18 protein-coding genes are annotated in these 24716 nt (G+C 44.7%); 10 read left to right on the top strand and 8 right to left on the bottom strand.

The window, feature by feature from the left end:
* Positions 1-265: 265 nt before the first annotated feature.
* Positions 266-1330 (top strand): AmmeMemoRadiSam system radical SAM enzyme, encoded by a 1065-nt coding sequence (amrS, locus tag EO93_RS15095; protein ID WP_048131742.1) that lies wholly within the window; start codon positions 266-268, stop codon positions 1328-1330.
* 509 nt (positions 1331-1839) lie between these two features.
* On the opposite strand, the gene EO93_RS15090 is transcribed toward amrS, so the two are convergent.
* The 4 genes from EO93_RS15090 to tatC (EO93_RS15075) form a co-directional block, all read right to left on the bottom strand.
* Positions 1840-2361 (bottom strand): Nudix hydrolase, encoded by a 522-nt coding sequence (locus tag EO93_RS15090; protein ID WP_235284294.1) that lies wholly within the window; start codon positions 2359-2361, stop codon positions 1840-1842.
* 134 nt (positions 2362-2495) lie between these two features.
* Positions 2496-2810, bottom strand: a complete 315-nt coding sequence (locus EO93_RS15085) for a twin-arginine translocase TatA/TatE family subunit (RefSeq protein ID WP_048131740.1) — start codon at positions 2808-2810, stop codon at positions 2496-2498.
* Positions 2811-3136: 326 nt separating this feature from the next.
* Positions 3137-3484: a twin-arginine translocase TatA/TatE family subunit gene (locus EO93_RS18705; RefSeq protein ID WP_048163392.1), complete on the bottom strand. Its 348-nt coding sequence runs from the start codon at positions 3482-3484 to the stop codon at positions 3137-3139.
* Between the two features lie 142 nt (positions 3485-3626).
* Entirely contained in the window at positions 3627-4406 is a 780-nt protein-coding gene (tatC, locus tag EO93_RS15075) for a twin-arginine translocase subunit TatC (protein ID WP_048134956.1), read from the bottom strand.
* Between the two features lie 435 nt (positions 4407-4841).
* On the opposite strand from tatC (EO93_RS15075), the gene tatC (EO93_RS15065) reads away from it, so the two are divergent.
* The 7 genes from tatC (EO93_RS15065) to EO93_RS15035 all read left to right on the top strand — a co-directional run bounded on the left by tatC (EO93_RS15065) (position 4842) and on the right by EO93_RS15035 (position 16195).
* Positions 4842-5594, top strand: a complete 753-nt coding sequence (tatC, locus tag EO93_RS15065; RefSeq protein WP_048134953.1) for a Sec-independent protein translocase TatC — start codon at positions 4842-4844, stop codon at positions 5592-5594.
* A 570-nt stretch (positions 5595-6164) separates the two neighbouring features.
* Positions 6165-7052, top strand: coding sequence for a DMT family transporter (locus EO93_RS17060; RefSeq protein ID WP_082106031.1), 888 nt, complete (start codon positions 6165-6167; stop codon positions 7050-7052).
* Between the two features lie 589 nt (positions 7053-7641).
* Positions 7642-13386, top strand: a complete 5745-nt coding sequence (locus EO93_RS15055) for a DUF3320 domain-containing protein (RefSeq protein ID WP_048163390.1) — start codon at positions 7642-7644, stop codon at positions 13384-13386.
* A 210-nt stretch (positions 13387-13596) separates the two neighbouring features.
* Entirely contained in the window at positions 13597-14571 is a 975-nt protein-coding gene (locus EO93_RS15050; RefSeq protein WP_048163388.1) for a DMT family transporter, read from the top strand.
* A 285-nt stretch (positions 14572-14856) separates the two neighbouring features.
* Positions 14857-15153 (top strand): hypothetical protein, encoded by a 297-nt coding sequence (locus tag EO93_RS18335; RefSeq protein WP_235282996.1) that lies wholly within the window; start codon positions 14857-14859, stop codon positions 15151-15153.
* A 15-nt stretch (positions 15154-15168) separates the two neighbouring features.
* Positions 15169-16002, top strand: a complete 834-nt coding sequence (locus EO93_RS18325) for a tetratricopeptide repeat protein (protein WP_342764214.1) — start codon at positions 15169-15171, stop codon at positions 16000-16002.
* A gap of 46 nt (positions 16003-16048) precedes the next feature.
* On the top strand, positions 16049-16195 hold the full coding sequence (locus EO93_RS15035) for a hypothetical protein (RefSeq protein WP_235284292.1): 147 nt from the start codon (positions 16049-16051) through the stop codon (positions 16193-16195).
* A 164-nt stretch (positions 16196-16359) separates the two neighbouring features.
* On the opposite strand, the gene EO93_RS15030 is transcribed toward EO93_RS15035, so the two are convergent.
* The 3 genes from EO93_RS15030 to EO93_RS15020 all read right to left on the bottom strand — a co-directional run bounded on the left by EO93_RS15030 (position 16360) and on the right by EO93_RS15020 (position 21501).
* The gene (locus tag EO93_RS15030) at positions 16360-16911 is read right to left on the bottom strand and encodes a pyruvoyl-dependent arginine decarboxylase (RefSeq protein WP_048134946.1); all 552 of its coding nucleotides are present in this window, start codon (positions 16909-16911) and stop codon (positions 16360-16362) included.
* A gap of 288 nt (positions 16912-17199) precedes the next feature.
* Positions 17200-19158, bottom strand: a complete 1959-nt coding sequence (locus EO93_RS15025; protein WP_048163385.1) for a hydantoinase/oxoprolinase N-terminal domain-containing protein — start codon at positions 19156-19158, stop codon at positions 17200-17202.
* Positions 19159-19578: 420 nt separating this feature from the next.
* Positions 19579-21501, bottom strand: coding sequence for a hydantoinase/oxoprolinase N-terminal domain-containing protein (locus EO93_RS15020; protein WP_048163384.1), 1923 nt, complete (start codon positions 21499-21501; stop codon positions 19579-19581).
* 610 nt (positions 21502-22111) lie between these two features.
* Between EO93_RS15020 and EO93_RS15015 the strand changes: the two genes are divergently transcribed.
* The gene (locus EO93_RS15015) at positions 22112-22849 is read left to right on the top strand and encodes a M48 family metallopeptidase (protein ID WP_048163382.1); all 738 of its coding nucleotides are present in this window, start codon (positions 22112-22114) and stop codon (positions 22847-22849) included.
* A gap of 291 nt (positions 22850-23140) precedes the next feature.
* Entirely contained in the window at positions 23141-23650 is a 510-nt protein-coding gene (locus tag EO93_RS15010; RefSeq protein WP_048163380.1) for a hypothetical protein, read from the top strand.
* Between the two features lie 182 nt (positions 23651-23832).
* Here EO93_RS15010 and EO93_RS15005 read toward each other — a convergent pair whose 3' ends face one another.
* Positions 23833-24576 (bottom strand): hypothetical protein, encoded by a 744-nt coding sequence (locus EO93_RS15005; protein WP_048163379.1) that lies wholly within the window; start codon positions 24574-24576, stop codon positions 23833-23835.
* Positions 24577-24716 lie beyond the last annotated feature (140 nt).

The following is a 24716-nucleotide window of genomic DNA, read 5'->3' as shown; positions in this document are numbered from 1 at the left end:
GCTACTTACAGGCTTGAAAATGCCGATATCGGCTTAAGCATGGAACTTGAAGAAAACACTTTTTTGATATGGACACCGTAGTCCCGTTAGGGATAATTGTTAATGAACCTGTTTCGAATTTCATGAAGCACGTATTTTCCGGCAGGAAAACCGGATAACTCAAAAATCCTGATTGGAACAAATCAAAGAGCCTACCTGTTTTCCCGCACCGGACTGAATAAAATCTATAACAATAACCGTTATTACCCAAAAAAACAATCATTCTATGGGGATTGTTGTGATAAAAGAAGCCATGTTCTACGAGAAACTCGAAGCTGATAAAGTACATTGCGGGCTCTGCGCCCACAGGTGCAAAATCGCCCCGGGAAAGAGGGGATTTTGCAGGGTCAGGGAAAACCGGGGAGGTAATCTTTATTCTCTTATTTACGGTACGGTTTCCAGCGAAGCTGTGGACCCTATAGAAAAAAAGCCGCTTTATCATTTTTATCCGGGGTCTTATGCATACTCAGTGGGGACTGTCGGATGCAACTTCCGCTGCAAGCACTGCCAGAACTGGACCATTTCCCAGACCTGCGTGGAAGACTCTTACACAACAGATATCCTTCCGGAAGAGCTGGTGGAAAGGGCACTTATTTCTGGTTCGAGGTCAGTTGCCTGGACCTACAACGAGCCCACGATCTGGCATGAGTACACATACGAAAGCGCAAAGCTGGCAAAGGACGCAGGCCTTGCGACCGTCTACGTGACCAACGGCTACATGACCCCGGAAGCCCTCAGGCACATTGCCCCCCGGCTGGATGCTGCCAACATCGACATCAAGGCTTTCACTGAAAAGTTCTATCATGACGTTGCCAGCGCAAAACTGGCTCCAGTGCTTGAGTCCTCCATCCTTGCAAAGGAGCTCGGGATTCATGTGGAAATCACGACCCTCATCATCCCGAAACACAATGACTCTCTCGAAGAGCTCCGGGAACTTTCGAAATGGATCTACAAAAACCTCGGGCCTGATACTCCCCTCCACTTCACGCGCTTCCACCCCCAGTACCAGATGCAGGACCTCTATCCGACACCTGTAGAGACCCTCGTGACCGCCCATAAGATCGCAACTGAAGAAGGAATGAAGTATGTTTATGTAGGGAATGTCCCGGGGCAGGAATACAACAATACCTTCTGCCCGAACTGCGGTAAAGTGTTGATCTCTCGCGGTTTTTTTGATATCGAAAAGTACGAAATCACTCCTGAAAAGACCTGTCCCGTGTGCGGGGAGAATATCCCTATCATTGGAGAGTATGCGGGCTCAAAACAGGTATTAGATGAAGATGAATATTGAAAGCGGTTCCTGATTAACTGATTTATCTATTCCGGAATCCCGAATGAAATATATTGGTTATCTCTCCCTGCTCCGCGGGGGGTTATGGCTGGCCTGCTCACAAGAAAAAAGCGAGAAAATAGGCACCGCAATTAAGAGGGGCTATATGCTGAAGAAATGCTCCCTGGGCTGAGAGAATACGTTCCCTAACTTCCAAAAACCGATTTCCGATTTACAAGGTAAATATAAGCGCCCCCGCAAGCTTGTCTGGCGTCTCTACAAAAAAAGCAGAAAAAACAGATTTGAAAGAGAACTTAGACCGAAATTTATGCAGATTTGAGCTGTCGGGTTCTCGTTCTAACTCAAAAGAGCCCTCAACCGCATTTATTATACCTTTTTTCTTCCTTTTCGTCTTTTTGGGAAAGACCGCTCTCCTGCGTCGAGCGGGACAAAAAAGACGTGATAAAGCGAATAAGGTTGTACGGATCAGAAATATTGTAATTTTAGTCCTTTTTTAGTCCTCTTAAATGTCAGAAAAGGTATTTTCCGCACCCTTCTTCAAAGATTTTTATTATCCCTGCCCTCAGGGAAGGCGTATATTTGTCAGGTTCGATTTTAACAGCCCTGTGCAGGTCTTCAAGTTCCACCCACTCAACTGAAACGGCTTCCTCAGGATCATGCCGGATAAGGCTTGCTGTTTCTTCCGAACATCTGCCTGAAAATACCGTATGGTAGGCTCCTTTGTTTTCGAAGATGCAGGGGATTTTGAACAATTTTCCGAAAGGGACTGAGATTCCTATTTCCTCAAGCATCTCCCGCGCAATGCAGGTCTCGTAGGATTCGTCTGCGACAGTGCCGCTTACGGAGTATGTGTAACGGTTCGGATACCATTTCTTTTGAGATGCCCTTTTCTGGATAAGCATTTTGTTTTCTGTATTCAGCAGGATTAGATGGGAGGCCCTGTGGATGTGGTTTCCCGAGTAAAAGTCCTCCCTCGGGCGCAGTCCAAGAAAGTTATCATCTCTATCAACTTCACTGATCAACTCTGTCACAGGGGACCTCCGGATTACCTTTGATCTTCAACACGGATACTGCAGAATTAGAAAGACAATAAAAAGAAATTCCGAGAAATTAATTAAAAAAATGAAATGATATGAAAAAAGAAAATTTTATTTTTCGAGCGCTTTCAGGGTTCTGAGACCTCTTTTGGCTTCTCTGCGGATCTCTGGATCTCTTCAAGCAGCTGGTCGTCAGTCTTGCCTTTTATGTCAAGCCCAAGCTTCTCAGCAGTTTCCTGTACCTTGGTCTTTGGAGCTACGGGTTCCTTTAAGGATTTCTCAAAATCCTTCAGGTTCTGTTCGGATTCTTTCTGGGCTTTTTTGAATTCTCCCACCGAACTTCCCATGGACCGTGCAAGTTCAGGGAGTTTGCTTGCCCCAAACAGGAGCATAACTACTGCTAATATAAGTATCAGTTCTGTGGGACCTACCCCGCCAAACATATCTATACCTCGAATCTTTACCTTTTTTCTGGTGTTTTTAAGTTTATCAGTAAATTAAGTAGATTATAATACTTTTAGTAGAACAAAAATTATTCTGAAAAACTGCTGTTTAGCAGAGAATGAGGATTTACTTCTACTATATAAACCTTTTATTTTATAGTTATTATTTGTCGTATTTTTATATATTTAGTTATTTAGTTATTTATTAAATTAATTATTTATTTAGTTGTATATTTACTTGTTTATTATGCCAACTCTTAAGAACTTATTCTATTTTTGCATATAGTCAATAACTGAAGCTTTGAACCCATATACAGTAAGCTTTATTATTCCGGGATTTTTCCATTGGTATCGGAAGCTTCGTGATTTTCTATATCTGGAATGGAAGATCTGGCTTCCAGTGAATTTTTAAGGCTCTGGTCTGTCCTGGTTTTAGTTTTCGGGGCTTCATTTTTTATATCCATTTCATCCTCTTTTACCCCGGAAACGGCCCCAGATTCAGTTTTTCTGGTATATGAATCGAAGGTCGTGAGCTCCAGTTCAGCGGCTCTCTGTGCTTTCTTGAACTCTCCTACCGCACTTCCAAGAGACCGTGCAAGTTCGGGGAGCTTCCTTGGCCCAAAGAGAAAAAGCGCAGCGATCAGGATTGCAAGCACTTCAGTGGAACCTATCATTGTCGGCTATTATCGACGATCAAATATAAAAATTCTTGCAACAAGCAGGGAAGGCAGGTTTTACGCGGAATCAACTGTCTGTTTATTTTTTATATTTATGCTTTTTTGACCTGACAGACTACGTTAAATTCCCAAACTCGCCTTAAAACAACCTGACCAGTAGCAGGCTGAACTCAAAGAGGACTACAAGCAGAAGCGCGACCAATATCTGGGCAATGAAAGTCGGGTCCGGCGAAAGGAATAGGGATAGCGTTACAATTGCGCTATAGACCAGTATACGCTGTTTCTTAAGGGTTTGATACTTTACAAGCCCCATTTTCACGGCAAATATTACAAGAAGGGGAGCCTGGAACACAATTCCGAAGCCTGCAAGTATTGTGGTCACGGCTGAGAAGGTGTTTTGCACGGAAAGCTGGGCTGAAGCCACATCCCCTGAGTAAAAGATAACGTACCTGAACATCACAGGCAGGACAATGAAATAGCCCAGGGCAGCTCCCAGGATAAACAGGAGAAAAGATACAGGGACAACTTTCAGGAAAAAGCGCTTCTCATGCGGATAAAGCCCTTTCCCTGCAAACCTGTAGAGCTGATAGAAGAATTGCGGAATTGATACTGCAAGTGCAAAGACCAGGCAGAGCTTGAGGCGGGCAAAGATCCATTCAAGAGGCGAATATACTGCCATATCCAGTCCCGGGCTTATGAATTCTTTCCAGACAAGCATCATCCCTTTTTCAGAGAAGGGGTATGCGACCAGCATAGCCAGAAAGAGCCAGACAAAGACTACAGCAAGCCGGTTCCTGAACTCATACAGGTGAGCCATAAGGGGTTCTTCTATATCCCCGGGAACTCCGGAAGAACAAGCGTTTCCGTTAATTTTGTTTCCTGTATCAGGGAGCTGGTTTCCGGTATTATGAGAGGTCATGGTTTTTATCTGTTATTATCTGTTTTTCTGTTGAGTTTGCGATCTGGTTTCTCTGTCTTACACTGCATTTTAATAAATATATTAATATCGGAACATCTGATTACATTTATATCCCAGACCTCGATGATATCCCGCATGCTCTGGATATTCTGAAGTAGGGATACTCTAAAACCATATATCCATGATATATATTTACCGTCATCAATATTTACAGTATTTATTCGGATATCCCCATTATCCGTTACAGTTACAGTAGCCTTATAGCTACAATATAATACCGAAAAACACAAAGCTTGAAATATTATGCTTTGATCTGGAATCTTGTATTTGCCATCCCAAGCATAACAAAACATATAACGAAATAATCAGTTCCTGAAAGATAACCAGTTCCTGAAAGATAACCAGTTCATATTATTTGCCGGATAGGTACTCCATATGTCTGAAGCAATTGAAAACTTAAGTGTAATCCTGCTGACCCTGCGAAAGAAATTGATTGTAGTTGCTGCAGTCCTTTTTGCAGGCGTTGCTCTTTCTTTCCAGTTTACAGGTCCACTGATTGAGAGGATGAAAGAGGACCTCCTGCCTGAGGGTGCAAAGCTGGTGTACATATCCCCTCTTGAAGTAATGATGCTGAAGCTCAAGCTCTCATTTATAGTAGGGCTGCTCTTTGCCATTCCTGTGATTGCATTCTATGCTTACCGGGCTGTATCGAGGCGTTTTTCGATCAGAAATCCGATACAGGTCGGAAAAAACCAGTTTGTACTCCTGAGCGCGGCTGCTCTCGTAATGTTTGCCCTCGGGGCTTCGTATGCTTACTTCTTCATGCTACCCCTCTTTCTGGACTATCTCTACCTGAACGCAGCAGGTTCAGGGGTAACTGCTACCTACTCGATCTTCAAGTTCATTTCGTTTGCAGCTGCAGGCACAGCTCTTTTCGGGCTGATATTCGAACTTCCTATAGTACTCACCTTCCTGACCAGGAACGGCTTTATACAGTACAGTACCCTTGTGACCTACCGCAAGCATATTTATATCGTCTTCCTGGTGATAGGAGCTGTAATTACCCCTCCAGACGTACTCAGCCAGGTAATGGTTGCAGTGCCCATGATAATCTTTTTTGAGATCAGCATGGTTGTTGTAAGGGTACTTGGCGTGAAGAACAAGGTGCCTCAGCCTGAGGTTTCTTAAAACATGAAATTTCTTACTTGCCTGAAGCTAAAAAAGTTTGCTGAGCGAGTTTTTTAGGGAAAGAATCGGGCAAAAGGAAAGAAGAAGATGTGAAAAAGGAAGAAGAAGAGAAAAGAGAAGAAGAAGAGAAAAGAGAAGAAGGAAAAAATAGGAATTAAGAGGGATGTAAAAGAAAAAAGGCGCACTGGACGGAGGTGTGCGGATTAAAGGGTGTGGGCGTGTTTGGGGTAATGTAATGATGATGATAAATGAACCCAAACACGCCTCTAACAATTCTTTTTCCGCACTCGCCTATCCATTGATATTTTTGTTTTGACATTATTTAATATTATCCCAACTTAATTATAAAATTGATTTTTTGTTTTTTCCACCCGAATCCCTTGCAGGAAGACTGACACACCATACCAGAAAATAGTGCGGCATTAAGGCATGATGTACCTGTTTCTCGCTTCATGTGCCGTCCTTCCTGTAACCGCCCTTCATGCTCTGGAGATCATCCGAAATGCCCCGGAATATCTTCAGTGTGCTCGGGAAAGTCTTATTTAAGCGGACCCCTTATTTGCAGAGGTCATGGAGCAAAAGCACATAAAAGCAAGTGCCCAGGTAGTTGCCGCATCAGTCATCTATGGGTTTGCAGGAATATTTTTCCTGTACATAAAAAACATGGGTGCAGGTCCTGTTGTTTTTTACCAGCTCCTTTTAGGTTTTCTTGCCCTTGCAGTTTATCTGGCAGCCACGGGACAGCTCTCCGGGATACAGCTGAGGGGAAAAAGAAAAGCCCTTTTGTTGCTCGGGGCCTGGCACGCCGGAGTCATGCTTTCCTATTACACGGCTGTAAACTTTACGAACGTCTCGATGTCTGTACTTTTGCTTTATACGGCCCCTCTTTATGTCCTGCTGATTGCCCCTGTCATCCTTAAAGAAAAAATCAGCACAAAAAACCTTGCTGCTCTTGCGCTCTCCCTTATAGGTGTGGTGGTGGTTGTGGGTCCGGAGAGTCTCGTTTCCGGCACGGCAGAAGCCGGATCAGGATATCTCTATGGTGTGCTGATGGGGCTTTTCTCAGGTTTTTTCTATGCCTGCATTATTCTGACCTCCCGCTACCTCAGAGACGAATATTCAGGCATGGAACAGCTTTTTATCTCAACAGGCGTGACCCTTGTGATCCTTTTTCCCTTTATGCTGCAAATATCTCCCGCAGCCCTGCTTGAGAACCTGCCTGTCCTTCTCTTCCTCGGGGTAATGATAACCTCCCTCGGCTCCATTCTCTATTTCACAGGGCTTGAGCATGTAAAAGCCCAGAATGCGAGCATAATCTCCCTGCTTGAGCCCGTAAGTGCTATCTTTTTTGCCTATCTAATCTTAAACGACCCGGTATCCAGGACCACCCTGCTCGGATGCGTCCTTATTCTTGCAAGCTCTCTCCTTATGAGCCTGGAAAAAGAAAGCAAGGCCTAAGGTAAAATTCGCCTCTCTCGAATCGCGCCTCGCCCGAATTGCGCCTCGGGAGGACGCGGTCCTTTTCGCTCCGCTCAAGAGGACTAAGCTACAAAATAACAGGCTTTATTTCCCGAATTGCGTCTTGGGATCACAGAAAATAGAAGATTTTCAGGGAGTTGCGATGTAATCGCAACAGTACGCGGTCCGTTTCAGCAGAGTTGCGACTCTGCAGTACGCTGCTCTTTTCGCTGCGCTCAAGAGGGCTAATCTATGGGTTTTAGCAGTGAGCTCAGCTCGCTCAAGCGGACGAATTAAAAATATCAGGGTCCATAATCAAGGTACAAGGATTATTTAATATTAAGACACCCTCTTAGAAAAACATTTTATACTCTGTGACTAATGTTATACAGTCGTGGATTTACGGAATTGAATTATTTCAGAGCCTGAAGAGACTTTAAGAGGAGTTCGTTTTCTTTTTAGTAGAATTCCTCCCTGTTCAGAAGTCTTATTTTCCGGCAAAACATTATAAAATTTATTAAAAATCCTGTGTTCTTATCTGTATCATAAATAGATTTTATTGATTTATTTGAAAAGGACCTGGTATTTTATGGTAGACATAGTTAAGGAACTGGAAACACTAAGGCAAAACTTGCTTGATCTATCTCTTCGTAATAACCTTCTCAATTACCGTCCTTCCCTGAGAAGGACAATCTCAATTACGGGCAGAACCCCGGAGGAGGTCTATGACCTTTTTGTTCTCCAGGAAAAATCAATGAAGTTCAGGGCAGCAAAGACCAGGCCCAGAAAAAGAGGGAAAAACGAAAATGGGGGGAATGGGGAAGATGATGATGCGGAAAATGAAAGCAAGCTTCTGAAAACAATAGGAAAAATCCCTGTTTCCGAAGAAAAGAATAAACCCCATAACTCCCGTTTCGAACCGTTTCTTGAGACCCCCGACGATAGCGAAACTCTTGATCGGAAACTTTTTTACGTTTATAACCAGGCAAATTCTATTTTTGAAGAGCAGGGTTATCCTGTTCTTTATCTTGCAATGGGCTTTCTGCAGTGGAGTGAGAACAAGTCTTCGGTAAAGAACCCGAAGGCTCCCCTCGTCCTTGTTCCTGTTGAACTCAAGAGGATAGGGAAAGGAAGGAACTTCAGCATCCAGTGGACCGGGGACGAGATTTTCACTTCTATTACCCTTCAGGCGAAGATGAAAGAGTTCGGGGTCGAGGTCCCTGAGTTTGAAATGCCTGAGGAGGCTTTCGGGATACAGGAATACTTCAGGACAGTGCTCGGAGCAATCCGGGATAAAACGGACTGGAAGATCATTCCGGAAGTCTGCCTTGACCTTTTCAACTTCAGGAAATTTGTCATGTACAAAGACCTGGACCCTGCAACCTGGCCTGAGGACATGTCTCCTGCAGAGCACCCCCTGATCCAGAAGGTCTTCAACCCTGAAGATTCTGAGTGCGAGATTCAGGGTTTTCGGGAAGAGGAGGTCGACCTGAAGCTTTCGGCAAAAGATACCTACCATATAATGGATGCCGACTCCTCGCAGATCGCAGTCGTCGAGGACGTGAAAGCCGGAAAAAACCTTGTTGTGGAAGGGCCGCCTGGCACAGGAAAGTCCCAGACCATTGCAAACACAATTGCAGAACTGCTTGCCCAGGGCAAAAGCGTGCTCTTTGTGAGCGAAAAGATGGCTGCCCTTCAGGTTGTAAAGAACAGGCTTGATAATTCGGGGCTGGGAGAGCTCTGCCTCGAGGTCCACAGCCACCAGACCAGGAAAAAAGCCGTGCTTGAGGAGCTGGAAAAAGCCCTTAACCGTGCAGCACCTCCTGCTATCAGCGCTGAGAGAGATCTTAACGAACTTGAAAAGCTTAAACAGGAACTCAACGGGTATGCAAGGACACTCGGAGAACCTGCAGGAAAGATCTACCCAAGCCTCTATGCACTTTACGGGGTAAAGGAAAAGACCCGGACTTACTTTGAGTCAAATGGCCTGAAAATACCCAATTTTAAGTTTCAGGACCCTGATACGTGGGAAACCAGAGCCTGGGTAGAAGCCGAATCGGTTCTGGAAAAAATCGGGCAGGTGCTTCCTGCTCTCGGGCCTGTAAAGAAGAATCCCTGGTACGGCTGCGAGCCAGGGCTTGTGCTGCCTTCTGACCTGGGGGAAATCGGGTCTATTGCAGACGAATGCACTTTTGCTTTTGAAAACCTTGAGAAGTCAATAAAAACCCTTAACGACCTCTCTGCAACATCAAAACCCCAAACACTTCAAGATATTGCAGGCATAACCGAAGCTGCAAAACTTATAAGCAAATCAAAACCCCTGCCTGAAAAAATACTCCAGAACCCTGAATGGGACTCCGAGGCTTCAATATCCGAAGCTGAAGCCCTGGTCTCAAAAGTCAGGCAGTATAGGGAACTGAAAATTTTTGTGGACAGGACTTTCCACCCGTCGGTTTTTGACCTTGACACCTCCGAGTTTAAGGACATATCCGGCAAGCTGTTCAGTATTTTAAACTCCAGGTACAGGAAACTAAAAAAGGAGATTTCAGCCTGCTATATCTCAGGGGCGCCTTCAAAAGACAGCAAAATCCTTCTCGACCTCGCCTGCGTTTCCGAGTGCAAGGCGCACAGGCTGGAGCTTGAGGGCGCTGAGATAACTGGCAAAAAGTTATTCTGGGAGTACTGGAAGGGCCTTGAAAGCGACCCCGCCTCCCTGGAAGAACACTGCAGGTGGATGATCCCCTTCCGCAGGCATCTCAAGGAAGGTACTCTAACTGACAGGTCGTTCAGGCTGGTAGGAGGCGGGGTTGATTCAATAGCCCTTGAGTCTGCTATAAATGAAGTCCTGGCAGCAAAACAGGCTTTTCTTTCCTCCCTGGAAGAACTCGGCTCCCTTGTAGGGGCAGATTTCGGGAAAATGTTCGGAAACGATATGGAAGCTGTAAAAATCAGCCAGTTAAAGTCCCGTGTAACCCGATGGAAAGATGAGACTTCTTCCCTCGTGTTCTGGAGCCAGTACCTGGGATACAGGCAGGCTTGCCTTGAAACGCTTGCTTCCCCTATGATGGAGGACATAGAAACTGGAAAAATAGAATCAGAAGACCTGATCCCGGCTTTTGAGGGAAACTATGCCGAAAGCATGCTGCACAGGGCTTTCAGGGAAAGGCCGGAACTCTCTGCTTTTATCCGGGAACTTCATGAAGGCAAGATAAGCAAATTCACCGAGCTTGATAAAAAAGTCCTGCTTGAGAACAGGAAGAGGATTGTCTGTTCTGCTTATGAGCAGGCCCCCAGGCTGACCTCGGGAGCATCAAGAGCTTCCGAAGCCGGAATTCTGCTCAACGAATTCAACCGCAAGCGCGGGCACATGCCCATACGTACCCTGATGAAAAAGGCAGGCAGCCTTATACAGAAAATAAAGCCCTGCTTCCTGATGAGCCCGCTTTCCATTGCTCAGTACCTGGACCCGAGAAGTACAAGGTTTGATGTGATCATCTTTGACGAGGCAAGCCAGGTCAGGCCCGAAGATGCTGTCGGCGCACTCCTGCGCGGAAAACAGGTAGTGGTAATGGGAGACTCAAAACAGCTTCCTCCAACCGACTTCTTCGATACTGTTGTCGATTCTCCTGATAGCGAGCCTGATGACTATGCTTCCGCAGGGGATATGGAAAGCATTCTGAATGTCTGCAAGCGCAGTTTCCCGGTTAAGACCCTGCGCTGGCACTACAGGAGCAGGCATGAGTCCTTGATTGCGATTTCAAACCAGGAGTTTTACGACAACCGCCTCTATGTTTACCCCTCCCCCATGCAGAAAGATGAAAGCCTGGGGCTGAAGTTTGTTCACCTCCCTGATGCGGCTTATGACCGGGGCAAGAGCGGAGCCAACAGGATAGAGGCAAGAGCTGTTGCCAGGGCAGTGTTCGAGCATTTCCAGAAGTATCCTGGAAAAAGCCTGGGGGTCGGCACTTTCAATGTAAAACAGCAGGAGGCTATCCAGGAAGAGATCGAAGTTCTCCTGAAAGCAAACCCTGGCGTTGACCTTAACTCAGGGAATGATAGGGGTGAACACTTCTTCGTAAAGAACCTCGAAACCATCCAGGGCGACGAAAGGGATGTCATTCTTCTGAGTGTGGGTTTCGGTTTTGATAATAACCGGAAACTTTCCCTGAACTTCGGACCTCTTAACCGGGAAGGAGGAGAAAGGCGTCTGAATGTGCTTATCACAAGGGCAAGGGAAAAATGCGTTGTCTTTTCCAACTTTACTTCAAGAGACCTGTCCCTTGACGAAAACTCCTCTTTCGGGCTCAAAGCCCTCAAAGTCTTCCTTGAGTTTGCCGAAAGCGGCACCCTTCCGGCTCCGTTATGCGGCAGGCAGGAGCTTGATTCTCCTTTCGAAGAAGCGGTCTCCGATTTCCTGACCGAAAACGGGTGTGAGGTGCACAGGCAGATCGGATGTGCCGGGTACAGGCTCGACCTTGCAGTCCCTGACCCCCGCCACCCGGGCAGGTACGTGCTCGGGATCGAGTGCGATGGGGCAAGCTACCATTCTTCTCCTGTTGCAAGAGACCGCGACCGCCTGCGCCAGCAGGTCCTCGAAGGGCTGGGCTGGAAAATCTACAGGGTGTGGTCTACGGACTGGTACCTTCATCCGAAAGATTGCAGGGAAAAACTGCTTGATACCGTAAAGGCAGCTGTTAGACAGGCAAAATTGCAGGCAAAATCCGAACCTGAACCCGAAGTTGTGATAATAAACGAACCTCCTGCCTGGGCAAAATCCGCCAAAACTAATGAGGTCGCCACAACTTATGAGATAGCCGGAACTTATGAGGTAAAAGCCGTTCCTGCTGCAAGCCTGTTTTCACCTTTAGAAAGCAAAGCCTTTAAAGAGCCTGTAAAAAACTTTAACGAGCCTGAAATAAGACCCTTTGAAACGGCATCCCCGACAAAAGTTTCCCCTGAAGTCGAGTTCCTTTCAGAAAACCTTTCGGGAAACTCATCTGAAATGGAGTTCCTGGTCGAAGATTCCCCTGATAAGAAATCTATTGAACAGATTTCCTTTGAAGCGGCATATGAAGAAGAAGAAGAAAAAGAAAAAGAAAAAGCAGACGAAGAGGAAGTAAAAGAAGCAGATGAAGAGGAACTGGAAGACGAGGTGGAGTATGAAGACGGAGCAGAAGATGAAGAATCCTTTACTGCTGCTTTCCCCACGCTTGAAGGAGGATTTTCAACCTATTCAGGGCCGGACTTCCTTCCTGAAATGACTTTAAAAGCCGAGTCCATGGCTACTCTCGCTGACGAAAACTCCAGAAAGGAACCTGTCAGAAGGTTAAAGAAATCAAAGCTTCTTAAATTCAGTGTTGACCCACGCTCTAATTTCGAAACGGATATTGACGGAGGATCAGATCCCATTCCTGAGCCTGAATCTGAAAGAATAAACTTCTTCCAGGCTTACCCGGAGATCGATTTCAGTGCAGGTCCGGAAAAGAAACGAAAAAGCAAAAGGATTAACGAGTTTGCTTACATCTACGGCTCGGGAGGCTTCTTTGAACCTGAAGATCCTGAAGAAGATGATTATCCTGACCCGGAATGGAGTTCTGAATCTGAACCAGAAACAGAAACAGAAACAGAAACAGGAGCTAAAGCTGAATCTTACACCGAATCGAAGGTAAAAACCGACATCAAATCAGGGCTTGAGACTAAAGACCCCGGAATCATCGAACCTCATGCTCCCGAGAATATGAAAGACGGAGATGAAAAACTGTCCGGGAAAGGGAATTCTCTGGAGGCTCTTGTGCCTCCCTACAAAACCTGCCTCTCCTCCAGACTTCCGCAGTCAGGAGACTTTTCTGAAGTTTCCGATGAGCAGATCGAGGAGGCAATTGTAAGAATTGTGGAATGCGAAGGTCCTGTTCACTCAGAGGAAATACTCCAGAGGATAAAATCCCATACAGGACTCTCACGCATGCTCGGCAAAATCAAACAGAGAGTACTTGACTCCATGTCAGCGGCTGAAAATTCTGGAAAAATCCTGGCAAAAGGGGAATTTTACTGGCCGCTCTCGGAACCTGCATATCTCCTGCGCAGGCGTGATGCTGATTCATATGCAAAGATTGAATGGATCTGCGATGAGGAAATAAAAGAGGCTGTCCGTTTTGTCCTTAATAACCAGTATTCAACCCCTATGGAAGACCTGATTATCCAGACCTCAAGGGTACTGGGGATTAAAACAACCCGCAAAAACACCTGGGACAGAATAGAGAAACTTATCCAGTCCGGGATAGAAAGCAACGAACTGACCCGCAACCCCAATGAAATGATTTATTTTGTAGAGTAAATGAAGATAATAACAAATTTATTAACCCTGTTTAAAACAGTTTTTCTTTTTTAATTGAATATTTATTCCTTTTGCATATAGCATTCTTTTTAAGTTTATATTGAGTTGTTTGCTTCAACCCTCTTTTAACTCCCGTATTTTTCATAATTTGTCATAATTAATTATTTTCAAATAGTTATATATCCTGGCTCTAATATCTCTCTGGCAATTATGCCCATAACAGTTAAAGAAAATAACAAACCATTTGCAGCAGTTATCACGTCCTGTATCCTTTTTGGGATGATAGGTATATTTGTAAAAGAGATCAGAGCTATGGACGCAGGTTCTATCCTGTTTTACCGGCTATTTTTCGGATTTGCAGTCATTCTAGGGTATCTTGTAGTGTCCGGAGGGATAAAGAAAATTGAACTGAAGCAGAAGAAATTCTATATGCTTTTGCTTGGAGTTCTTAACACAGTAACGATGTTTACATATTTCTCCTCAATCAAACATACTGGCATTCCTGTAGCTGTGCTTCTCCTGTACACAGCACCAATATATGTTACACTGCTCTCTCCTTTACTCCTTAAAGAGCACGTAACTCTTCGGGATATGCTTGCACTTACCCTGTCTATCTCGGGTATACTGCTTGCTGTCAATCCTTCAAATATTTCCGGGAGCACAGGTTCCGAAAATGGAAACTACATCACAGGAATCCTTTTTGGGCTGCTTTCCGGGCTTTCTTACGGCTGTTCGATCATGACCATGAACTACCTGAAGGAAACCTATTCGGCTGTCGAGCAGATGTTCTGGTCAACAGCAGTCAGCCTCATCCTGCTCCTGCCTTTCGGGGTCTCTGTATCGGTGCCAATCCTGCTCGTAAACCTGAAGCTGCTAATACCTCTAGGTTTTATAGCTACGGCTCTTGCCTCCCTTCTGTACCTGAGAGGTGTGATACATATAAAAGCACAAACTGCAGCTGTGCTCTCCCTGCTTGAGCCTGTGAGCAGTATCTGTTTCTGCTGCATGCTCCTTGGAGAGCCTGTGCAACCAAACACAATTGGGGGCTGCCTCTTCATCCTTTCAGGTGCTGCACTTATAGGTTACAGTGCCCCGATCCGGCTGGGAGCTTCAGAAAAGTATTTCAGGGACATGTGGGCAAGATTCTTCCAGCCTTACATGCCCCTTAGACCGGGGAAGCTTTGATTTTCTTCTCCTTATCCTTTTTAAAAAACAGCTTCTTCTTTAACTTCTTCATTAACTTTTTCTCCTCATTCTTCTTCTCATTCTTCTTTTTTACTTTTTTATTCTTCTCCTCTTCTTCTTTTGATTTCTCGGAAAAATATACTGCATTTCAGGACAACTTTTTTGAAAACTTTTCCCTTTAGTCCGAATTATATAATAAAGTATTTATCGGCTGAAAACCGTGGATAAATAAGGAGGAAGCTGAAGCTTTTTCTCAGGGAATTATTTTTGGGAGAATTGATTTTTATGGATCTGGACATGATCAATAAACTTGTTTTTGATGTTGTGGAATCGGTCAGGAGAAATGAGAACGAACCCGGTGCAGGAGTTGAGTTTGCAGTCCAGTTTTCAAGGAAAAACGGGATTTCTCCCGATTATCTCCTGAACATCGCAAAAATATGCGACTCAAAGGGGATGTTCAGGGAAGAATACGTGTTCATGAAAGCTTGCGCCCTCCTGGGAGAAGGGGGACAGCGGGTTGAGGCTTATTTCCTTACTGGTGTGCTTGCGTATTTCATGGAGAGGAAGGAAAGCGCTCTTTAGGAATTCGATGAAGCCCTGAAACTTGATCCCGGACACGTCAACTCGCTCTGCAACCAGGGAATTATCCTTGCCGAGCTTGGACGGAAACTTGAAGCAGAGAGCCGGTACAAGCGGGCTCTTGAACTTGAGCCGGGGCATGTCAGCACCCACTGCAACTATGGAAACCTCTTTTTTGAGCTCGGGAAACTGCAGGAAGCGGAACGCGAGTTCAGGACAGTGCTTGAACTGGACCCTGGAAATGCAAACACCCGCTGCAACTATGCCAACCTCCTTGCCGAACTGGGGCGGAAAGAGGAGGCCGAAGAACAGTTCGTACAGGTGCTTGAACAGGTGCCGGAGCACGTGTCAGCCAACTATAATTATGCCAATTTCCTCAAGGAGGAAGGAAAGGTTGAGGAAGCTGAAGTTCATTATAAAGAGGTTTTGAAGGTAAGCCCCGGTCACATAAGTGCTCTCTGCAACTACGGCAACCTGCTCTCGGAATCCGGCCGTACTGAGGAGGCGACAATGCAGTACAGGCTTATCCTCAGGCTGAAACCCGAGGATGCGGATACCAGGGCTAATTACGGGCAGCTCCTTTTTGAGCTTGGGCGGTATCATGAAGCTGAAATCCAGTACAAAAAGACCCTTGAAATAGACCCCTGCCACGTCTCTACGCTCTGCAACTACGCCAACCTGTTGAAACGGCTAGGAATGTTCCGGCAGGCTGAGGCCATGTACCAAGAAGCCCTGGAACTGGATCCCGAAGACATCAACACCCGCTACAACTACAGCCTGTTCCTCTTCAAGCTTGAGCGCTTTGATGAAGCAAAGGAACACTATATTAAAGCTATATTCTCGGATGCTTGAACCGATGAGCAGTATATGTTTCTGCTGCATACTCCTTGGAGAAACTGTGCAACCTGACACAATTGAGGGGGGCCTTTTCATCCTTGCAGGTGCTGCACTTATTGGTTACAGCACTCCAATCCGGCCAGGAGCTTCAGAAAAATATTTCAGGGACATGTGGGCAAGATTCTTCCAGGCCTTACATGCCCTTTAGACCGGGGAAGCTTTGATTTTCTTCCCCTTATCCTTTTTTAAAAACAGAGTATTTTTAACTCTACAGAGTATTTTTAACTCTATATCCTTAATTTCTTCTAAATTTATTTTCTTAAATTTCTTTTAATATTCATCTTCTTTAATATTCATCTTCTTGTGGGTTTTTCAACATTTACTTGTAACAAAGACCATAGCAGCCACTACTGTAGTCCAATTTCCGTCCTTGTCTCCTTTTGCGGTCTGGCACATATGGAAGGTATCAAAAATGTGTCCGCTTGCCTTGTACACCTGTTCTCTCTCATGCCAGGCCATCTCCGCATCAAACTCTATGCCGAGAGTTGTTGCCAGCATCGTTGCGGCCAGATCTTCAGCATATTCCCCGGCAATTACTTCTTCTTCTCCAAACGAGTGGTGTTCTGAAATGTAGCCGTAGTTATCCTCATTCACAGGTACAGCAGTTCCTATGGCTGATGCCATCAGGCGGTGCGGCTCGTTAGTATCGTTCCTCGCAAGAACACAATGGACAATGGCACCGGGCCTCAATTCTGAGACGCCTTCTTCTTTAGGTACGAGTTTACAGTTGGGAGGTAGAATACTTGAGACGCTCACAAGGTTGTATTTTTCTATTTTTGCAGCCCTCAGTGCGAGTTCAAAAGATGCTAATCTGTCCTTATGGACCCCGGTACCTTTTGTCAAAAATGCTTTTCTAGGGATCATGTTAACTCCTTTAAGTATCTATATTTCATACATCTGTTGTGCGATTTTCCATTGTTTGGGCAACCAATACACAAATAAATTAGTTATAAATGATTTAAAATTTTTCTGCAGTGTCAGGTGAACTATTAGGATTAGGCGTATAACCAATATTTCATGTTCCAAATGTACAGGAGATTTATGAACTTTCCCCTATTTTCACGTCCAATTATCAGCTATGGAAGTCACTTCTGCAGAGTTGCAGTCCTGAGATCATGCCTATCCTTAAGGTTCATCAAAACTTTGTAAAAATTATTTATGCTCGGATACCGCTTTCTCGTAAACATCTGAGTTTGAGGTTCCTTCGAAAATAAACCTGGTCTCAAGGGGAATATCGCCTGTATGAACCTTTATGTCCTTCTTTTCTACAGTGATTGTGACCTGGTCCGGAGAAAGCCCTGATTCAGCCATGTAGTCAAGAACAAGCTTTCTTCCGAACTCCTCAGCGAACTCGAGAGCCTCACTTCTTATGACGAAATGCCTTCTTCCCACAGGAGTGTAGACAAAAACCCCTTTTGTCCTCAGGTCATACTTTGATTCACTGTAAGTTGTACGGACTGTGATTTCAACGCGTTTTGTCCCTTTTCCCACAAGAGCTCCCACCGCATTTCCTACATCGGAGTATTCCGGGACAATTATTTCGGCATCAACCAGATTTTTCAGGTTATCCACATACGCTCTGACCGGCCCTCCCAGAAGTACTACAGGAATATCTACCTTAAAGCGGGAGAAAAATTTGCCTTCGAGCATTTTCTCAATCTCATTCCTGTCAACTCCTTCCATAAGGAAGGAAAGAAGATCTCTTGCCATATTCCTGGCAAAAAGCTGCTTTACGTTTATACAGAACTCCTGCCTACTGGTTCCTGTGAAGTTTGCAAGCAGCGTAGCCCCTATTTCCGAGGCTTCGGAATTCCATTCTGCATATTCCCCTAAGACATGCAAAGCATCAGTTGGGGTAAAGCCAATAACCTGGACAAGCCGCTTCTGGATCAGGGAGTCCATTACTTTTTTAGAAGGAAGGATATTTCTGTCCCAGTAGACGTCTTTAAGGGAAAGCGGTTCATTTCTTATAAGGGCAAGGAGCTCCTCTTCCTCCCGACTCAGGTCAACAGCTTTTTGTTTTGTCCTTACAAAGAATTTTGTTGCCTGGATATGCTCATTCATTTTCAGCCTGTCAGGAATCCAGCGCTTTTTCAGGGTATTCATGAACGAAGGGTAGAGGACAGCAGCCCTGCAGAGCGGAATAACTCTTCGAGGTCCTATGTTTGTCCTGCTGCCCTGGACCCAGATATGGCTGTCCCCTCCCATTGCCGAGGTCTCCATCCTGAGTGCCCTTACTTTTGTCTGCCAGCCTCCTACAATAGCTCCGGTTTCACTGAGGTAAGGAAGTCCTTTATGGATAAGGGAGACATCCGTGCTTGTCCCTCCGACATCGATAACAGCACAGGTCTCATGCCCTGAGAGGTAGGAAGACCCAAGAAGACTTGCAGCAGGCCCGGAAAAGACCGACTCTATGGGCTTTTTCATGGCTTCGTGCATGCTTACGACAGACCCGTCACAGCGAAGCATTGCAATTCTGGATTCAAGCCCTCTCCTTTCGATCTCGCCTACGACGGTCTTCAGGAAACCCTCTGCTACGGGCAGGAGCTGAGCATTCAGGTAAGCTGTAACCCCTCTTTCATAGGCTCCCAGGGACTGAGCAAGTTCATGCCCGCAGACAACAGGAAGCCCTGTAAGTTCCTGGATCAGGGCTTTTATGCGCAGTTCATGCTCAGGGTTGCGGACGCTGAAATATGAAGAGACTGCAAACGCCGAGACCTTGCCCTTTAGCCTCAGTACAAAGCTTTCAACTGTGGAAAGGTCGAGGGCTGCGACCTCATCTCCATAGCTGTTGTGTCCTCCCTGCACCATTATGCAGTTTTCAATTTCAGAATCAGCAGGGATTTCATAATCTCCTACAAGAACAAGCCCTACAGGATATCCTGTCTTTTCAAGGATGGTATTGGTTGCAAGGGTTGTGGAAACCGAAACTATGGTCACAAGCTTCAGCTTTTCCTGGTCAAGCCCATCAATAGAATTCGTAATTCCTTCAAGAAGGTCGGGATATGTTGTGAGTGCCTTGTTTGAGTCGACAACCTTTCCATCCGAGTTCCTGAGTAATATGGAATCGGTATATGTCCCGCCTGCATCGATGCCTAGACTGTATGCCATTTTTTAACTCCTTTTACACATTTTTAATATTTTACGGATCACTCATAAGGTGCCATTTTGTGATCCCGTATATGATTTAATCTCTGAGTCATTCGTAAGTCATTTTTGTATAATTCATAAGTCATTTATTTTTCATTCCATAGCTTCCTGCTCAAATCAAGGAAATACCTTAATTCCAGTTAGTTTCCTCCTGAAACTATTTCTTAGAATCAGAATCCGGAAGTAAACGGGTAGCTAAAGAATAAATTTCGAGCTCAAAAGCAAATCTTGAGATTAAGAACAGTTCCAAACTCAAAGCTTCTATTCATCTGTCTTTTTATCTTTACTTTTGAATCACTGTAATCCAAGACACAATATCTGCATTATTGCGGGAAAATATAAATGTTCCGGAGACTGTCCGGAACTCAGACTGTCCGGAACTCAGACTTTCGGCATCCCGACTCCGACAAAAACAAGTTTTGATTCTACGGGCATTGAGCCTGCCTCACTCAGGGAAATATCTTTTCTACTCATCTCAATCTGGACCTGCCCTTTGTCAAGACCAGCCTCGGTCATGTATTCCATTACAAGTTTTCTTCCAAGGGATTCTGCATATTCCAGGGCTTCCGGATAGCTCCCGAAGGTTTCCCTGCCCTGAGGGGAAAAGAGGAGGACAAGCCTTTTTCGATCTTTTGAATAGGTACTCTGGATAAGGATTTCAATCCTTTTTATGCCCTTTCCGACAACGGCTCCGACGGCGTTTCCTACTTCCGAGTACTGAGGGACTATAATGTCAGCATCAAGAATCTGTTTTAGTTCCCCGGTATAGGCGACTACGGGCCCTCCTATAAGCACGACAGGTATCTTCATCCTGAACTGTGCAAACCTATCGGAAAGAATAATTTTTTCAATTTCCTGGGAGGAGACGTCTTTTAAGACAAAAGACATCAGGTTTAATGCCATGTTTTTTGCAACATCCCTTTTTATGCGCTTGCAGAGTTCAATATAGTCTGTTTGCGTGTAGCGTTCGAGAAGTTTTGCCCCGGCAATTGAGGCTTCCACATCCCAGCCCCGGTATTCTCCAAGCACATGCAGGGCGTCAGTCGGGGTAAAGCCAATTGCCTGGATAAGGCGTTTTCTTATCAGGGAATCAAGCAGTCCGGGGGACAGAGTTTTCCGGGTCTCCCAGAAGATATCGTTAAGGGAGGTTGGGGTATCTCCTATACTGTCAAATAGTTCCTGCTCGAAACTTCCAAGATTTGAAGCCTCTGCCCCTGTCCTTATGAAAAACTTTGTGGGCTGCACATTCTCTTCAAGGTGCATGTTTCCGGGGATTCTTCCTTTTCTCAGGACTTCAAGAAAGCCAGGGTATTTGACAGCCGCAACGCAGAGTGGAATTACTCTCCTTGGACCTATATTGATTTTCATACTCTTTACCCAGACGTGGCTGTCCCCTCCCATTGCCGAGGTCTCCATACGGATAGCCTTGACCTTGGTCTGCCAGCCCCCAACCACAGCCCCTTCCGAGCAGAGTTCGGGAAGCCCGTTTTCAAGCATGGAAACATCCGTACTCGTCCCTCCCACGTCTATGACTGCACAGGTCCCAAGCCCTGAAAGGTGGGATGCCCCTACAAGGCTTGCAGCAGGGCCTGAAAAGATCGATTCTATGGGCTTTTCAAGGGCTTCATTGATGCCCACTACAGAACCGTCGCATTTGAGCATGAGCAGCCTGGCAGTCATTCCCCTGCGTTTGATCTCTTCCCGGATCGAACGGATAAACTGGCTTGCAATAGGGATTAGCTGGGCGTTCAGGTAAGCTGTAACCCCCCTTTCATACGCTCCGAGGTCAAGGGAAAGCTCGTGCCCGCACACAACAGGAAATCCCGTAAGTTCCTGAATGCGGGTTTTGATTGCCAGCTCATGTGCAGGGTTCCGGATACTAAAGTATGAAGAAACTGCAAAAGCCGAGACCTGGTCTTTTACCTTTCCGACAAAAGCCTCAACTGCTTCCATATCAAGAGAAAACAGTTCAGCTCCGTGGTGGTCGTGCCCTCCTTTTACCACGGTATAAAACTCAGCATTCATATTTTCCGGGATCTCGTAATCCCCTACAAGGATTAAACCTACAGGATAGCCATTTTGTTCAAGAATTGTGTTTGTAGCAAGAGTTGTAGAGACTGATACCATATTCACATCTTTTAAGTATTTTTCATCCAGCCCATCAATGGAATTTTTAATTCCTGCAAGAAGGTCCGGATAGGTCGTAAGAGCTTTGTTCGAGTCCATCACCTTGCCATCGGAATCCCGGATGATGATCGAATCGGTGTATGTCCCGCCTGCGTCAATACCCATGCTGTACTGCATTCGAATAGCTCCCGTTGATTTTTGTTCTTGAATGGGGTTCATGAAATCGTTAATGAAATTTAATTTGCCGAATATAAATAATGCGTGGTCCTTTATTGATTGGTTGATATTACTTCCGAATATCCCTAAATGATCCTTCATGGACTTTTTCCCTGCGCCATACAGGGCTGTAGCCAACCTGCCAGCCAGATTAGTACTCTCCTTGACTCCGGAAAACGCTTTTCAATACACATATGAAAGTTCAATACACATATGAAAGAACAGAAAGAAATAAAAGATAAAAAGAGACTTAAAAAGAGTATATTTCATGCATTAATCATAATCAATTAATCAATTTCCACAATTCCTTCACTAATTTCCAATAGGACGAAACACTGAAGAAGTGAAAAAAGGAAAGTTGTACCAGTATTTTTAATTAGTCCTCTTGAGCGAGCTGAGCTCACTGCTAAAACCCATAGATTAGCCCTCTTGAGCGCAGCGAAAAGGGCAGCGTACTGCAGAGTCGCAACTCTGCTGAAACGGACCGCGTACTGTTGCGATTACATCGCAACTCCCAGAAAATCTGCGATTTCCTGAGATCCCGGGGCGCAATTCGGGAGAAGAACCAGCCATGAGAAAAAACGATAGCATCAAAGAGTGCGGCAGGACAATAGACTACGAAATCGTCTATAGCAAAAAGAGACGGAAAGCAGCGATCGTAGTCCGCCCGGACCTAAAGGTAGAGTTCCGAGCCCCTCATGGACTTAGCCGTGAGGCTATCAGGGACATGGTACAAAAGAAGGCTGGCTGGGTATGGGAAAAGCTTGACTGGTTTGAGGCTAACAGGCTGCCCAACCAGGAGAAGCGGTATACTGACGGTGAAAAGTATCTCTATTTGGGCAGAGAATACCCCCTGCAAATCCTGTCTGTGAACGGAATCAAAAAATCCCTTGCTTCCTTCACTGGGTCTGAACTTACTGTCTTTATTCCTGAAACTGTTCCTGAGGAGCTGAGGCCGGTACTTGTAAAAAAGGTTGTCTGGGATTTTTACCGGGACTGTGCCGAATCTGATGTTGAAAGGCTCCTGAAAGCCTATTCGGAAAAACTGAATATAGCTCCCCCAACTTTTAAGGTGAAACACCAGAAGAGGCGCTGGGGAAGCTGCTCTGCAGACAATGTCCTCAGGATTAATTTCCAGCTTATGATGGCTCCGCCCGAACAGCTTGAGTATGTGGTTGTGCATGAACTCTGCCATGTAAAGGAAAAAAATCACTCATCCCGGTTCTGGAAACTGGTAGGTGAACTTATGCCTGGCTATGAAGTACACAGGAAGAGCCTGAAAAAAGACGGCTGGAGATATGTACTTTAATTTTTGTGGTTCAACTGTGTTCAGGTTCTGTGCTTTAGGTTTTTGTTTAAGGTCTGTGCTTTAGGTTTTTGTTTAAGGTCTGTGCTTTAGGTCTTTGTTTAAGGTCTGTGCTTTAATATCTGTATTTAAGGTATGTGCTTAAGTTTGTTTGTAATAAAGTGCCTTAATTTATTTAGTTATTATTTTAAACCCTGAATTTTTTCAATTTTATTCTTTTTTTCAGTATTCTCGCTTTTTGGGAGATCGGAAGCATTGAATAATTTTACACAGTATGACTTTATAGGGATATTTATGACTAATTCAGAAAATAAGAATTTTAAATATCTGCTTTTCTTTTTCATCGGGATATTTACTTTTTTCCTGAGTGGGTATACCCTGAGAGGAATTCATCCTCCAACATCAATTTATCTTATGTTCGTGATTTATGGGGTACTCTTTGCATTAGGGCTGTTAGTTTCAAGGGAAAGGTCTTCGGTTTTTATCCTGAAAGCATTTGCCGTTTCTTTTATAGCCCTTCTCCTGATCTCCGTAGCTTTCTTTGCCCTCGGAGCTCTCAGCCATGAGTATTCCAAATTTATGGGAGCCGAAAAACTGGAGTTTGCACCTGATGAATTTGTTATCGTGACAGAAGAGGAACTGGATGAATATCCTGCATTGAAAAGAGCTGTCGAATCCCCCGGAGAGTACTTTAGTGTGGATCCTGAGGAATGGAGACGGACAATTGATTTCCTTGACGAAAAAGGGGCTTATGAAATAAAAGTCGGGAATGAGTATTATAGCATCTCTTTCATGACAGCATGATATCCTTCCTGCAACCTGAAAATTGTTGGAAAGGATTGATGTCAATCCTTTTTAAGGAATAAAGGGCAACCGGCAGCAGAACAGCAATTCCGATTTACATTTTTGATTACGGTGCTTTTACAGAGATATAAGCTGGCAGGCTCTGGTAAAAATGGTTCTTTTTCTGCTTTTAAACTTACTCTTCATGAACCGTGGGCATAAATGCTATGGTTAATCGTTTCTTCACTTTCACATATATTCTCATGGCCACATAGAGTACATTTATAATATCTTCTGGTTATTCTCTTATTCCCGATCTCTTTAATATCAGGTTTCTGGAATTCTACAACTGTGCCTGATAAGCTGCATTTTTTACATTCAATACCTTTCAGGTAAATTGCGGGCAATATTTCCCCTTTTTCGGCAAAGATATTCTCAGGTCCTTCCCTTGTATCCACATTCCCGCAGCATCTGCACTTCCAGTGTCTCGTAACTGTTAATGTATAGTCTCCGAAATTGCTTTTTTCCTTCATAACTGGCTCGCCTATTTCCTCACAGGCAAGCTTATTCCCACATTTTCTACAAAATGTGTCCTTATGATATTCCAGCACATTTTGTATACATAAAGAGATAATAAGCGGAACCAGGGATACCATTATACCCAGAATATAAAACCAGTCTAAAGTTTCATTATCCAGGAAATTAATTGTCGTGACCAGAGCTATGGTTATACAGAGAAGAACGAAAATTTTGCTCATTATTTCAAGGAATTTTTCATCAAAAATGCTTAGTAAAAAAAGAGAAACAGTCTTGAACCTGTGTTTCTTATATTCAACTGTGCCAGTAAATATATGAACATCGGGGATTTGTTCGCAGCTGGTATTTTCACTGTATTTCTTTTCTAACAGATAATTTTCGAGGTTGCCAAACTCGGATTGGTTGTACAATTCAAAAGCGCCTTCTGTCCTTTTTTAAAATTACTGTATGTGAACTAGTGTCGTGGCAACTTAATTTTGAGTCCTATTTATAAGCTTTGAATCCCATCTGTATCTTCATTCATGGCAAAAATAAAACTTGAAGAAGATGA

This window comes from Methanosarcina sp. 1.H.A.2.2 (assembly GCF_000979975.1).
In the GTDB taxonomy this organism is placed as follows: domain Archaea; phylum Halobacteriota; class Methanosarcinia; order Methanosarcinales; family Methanosarcinaceae; genus Methanosarcina.
The sequence above is the reverse complement of the archived record's forward strand: the minus strand, read 5'-3'. Positions and strand labels throughout refer to the sequence as shown.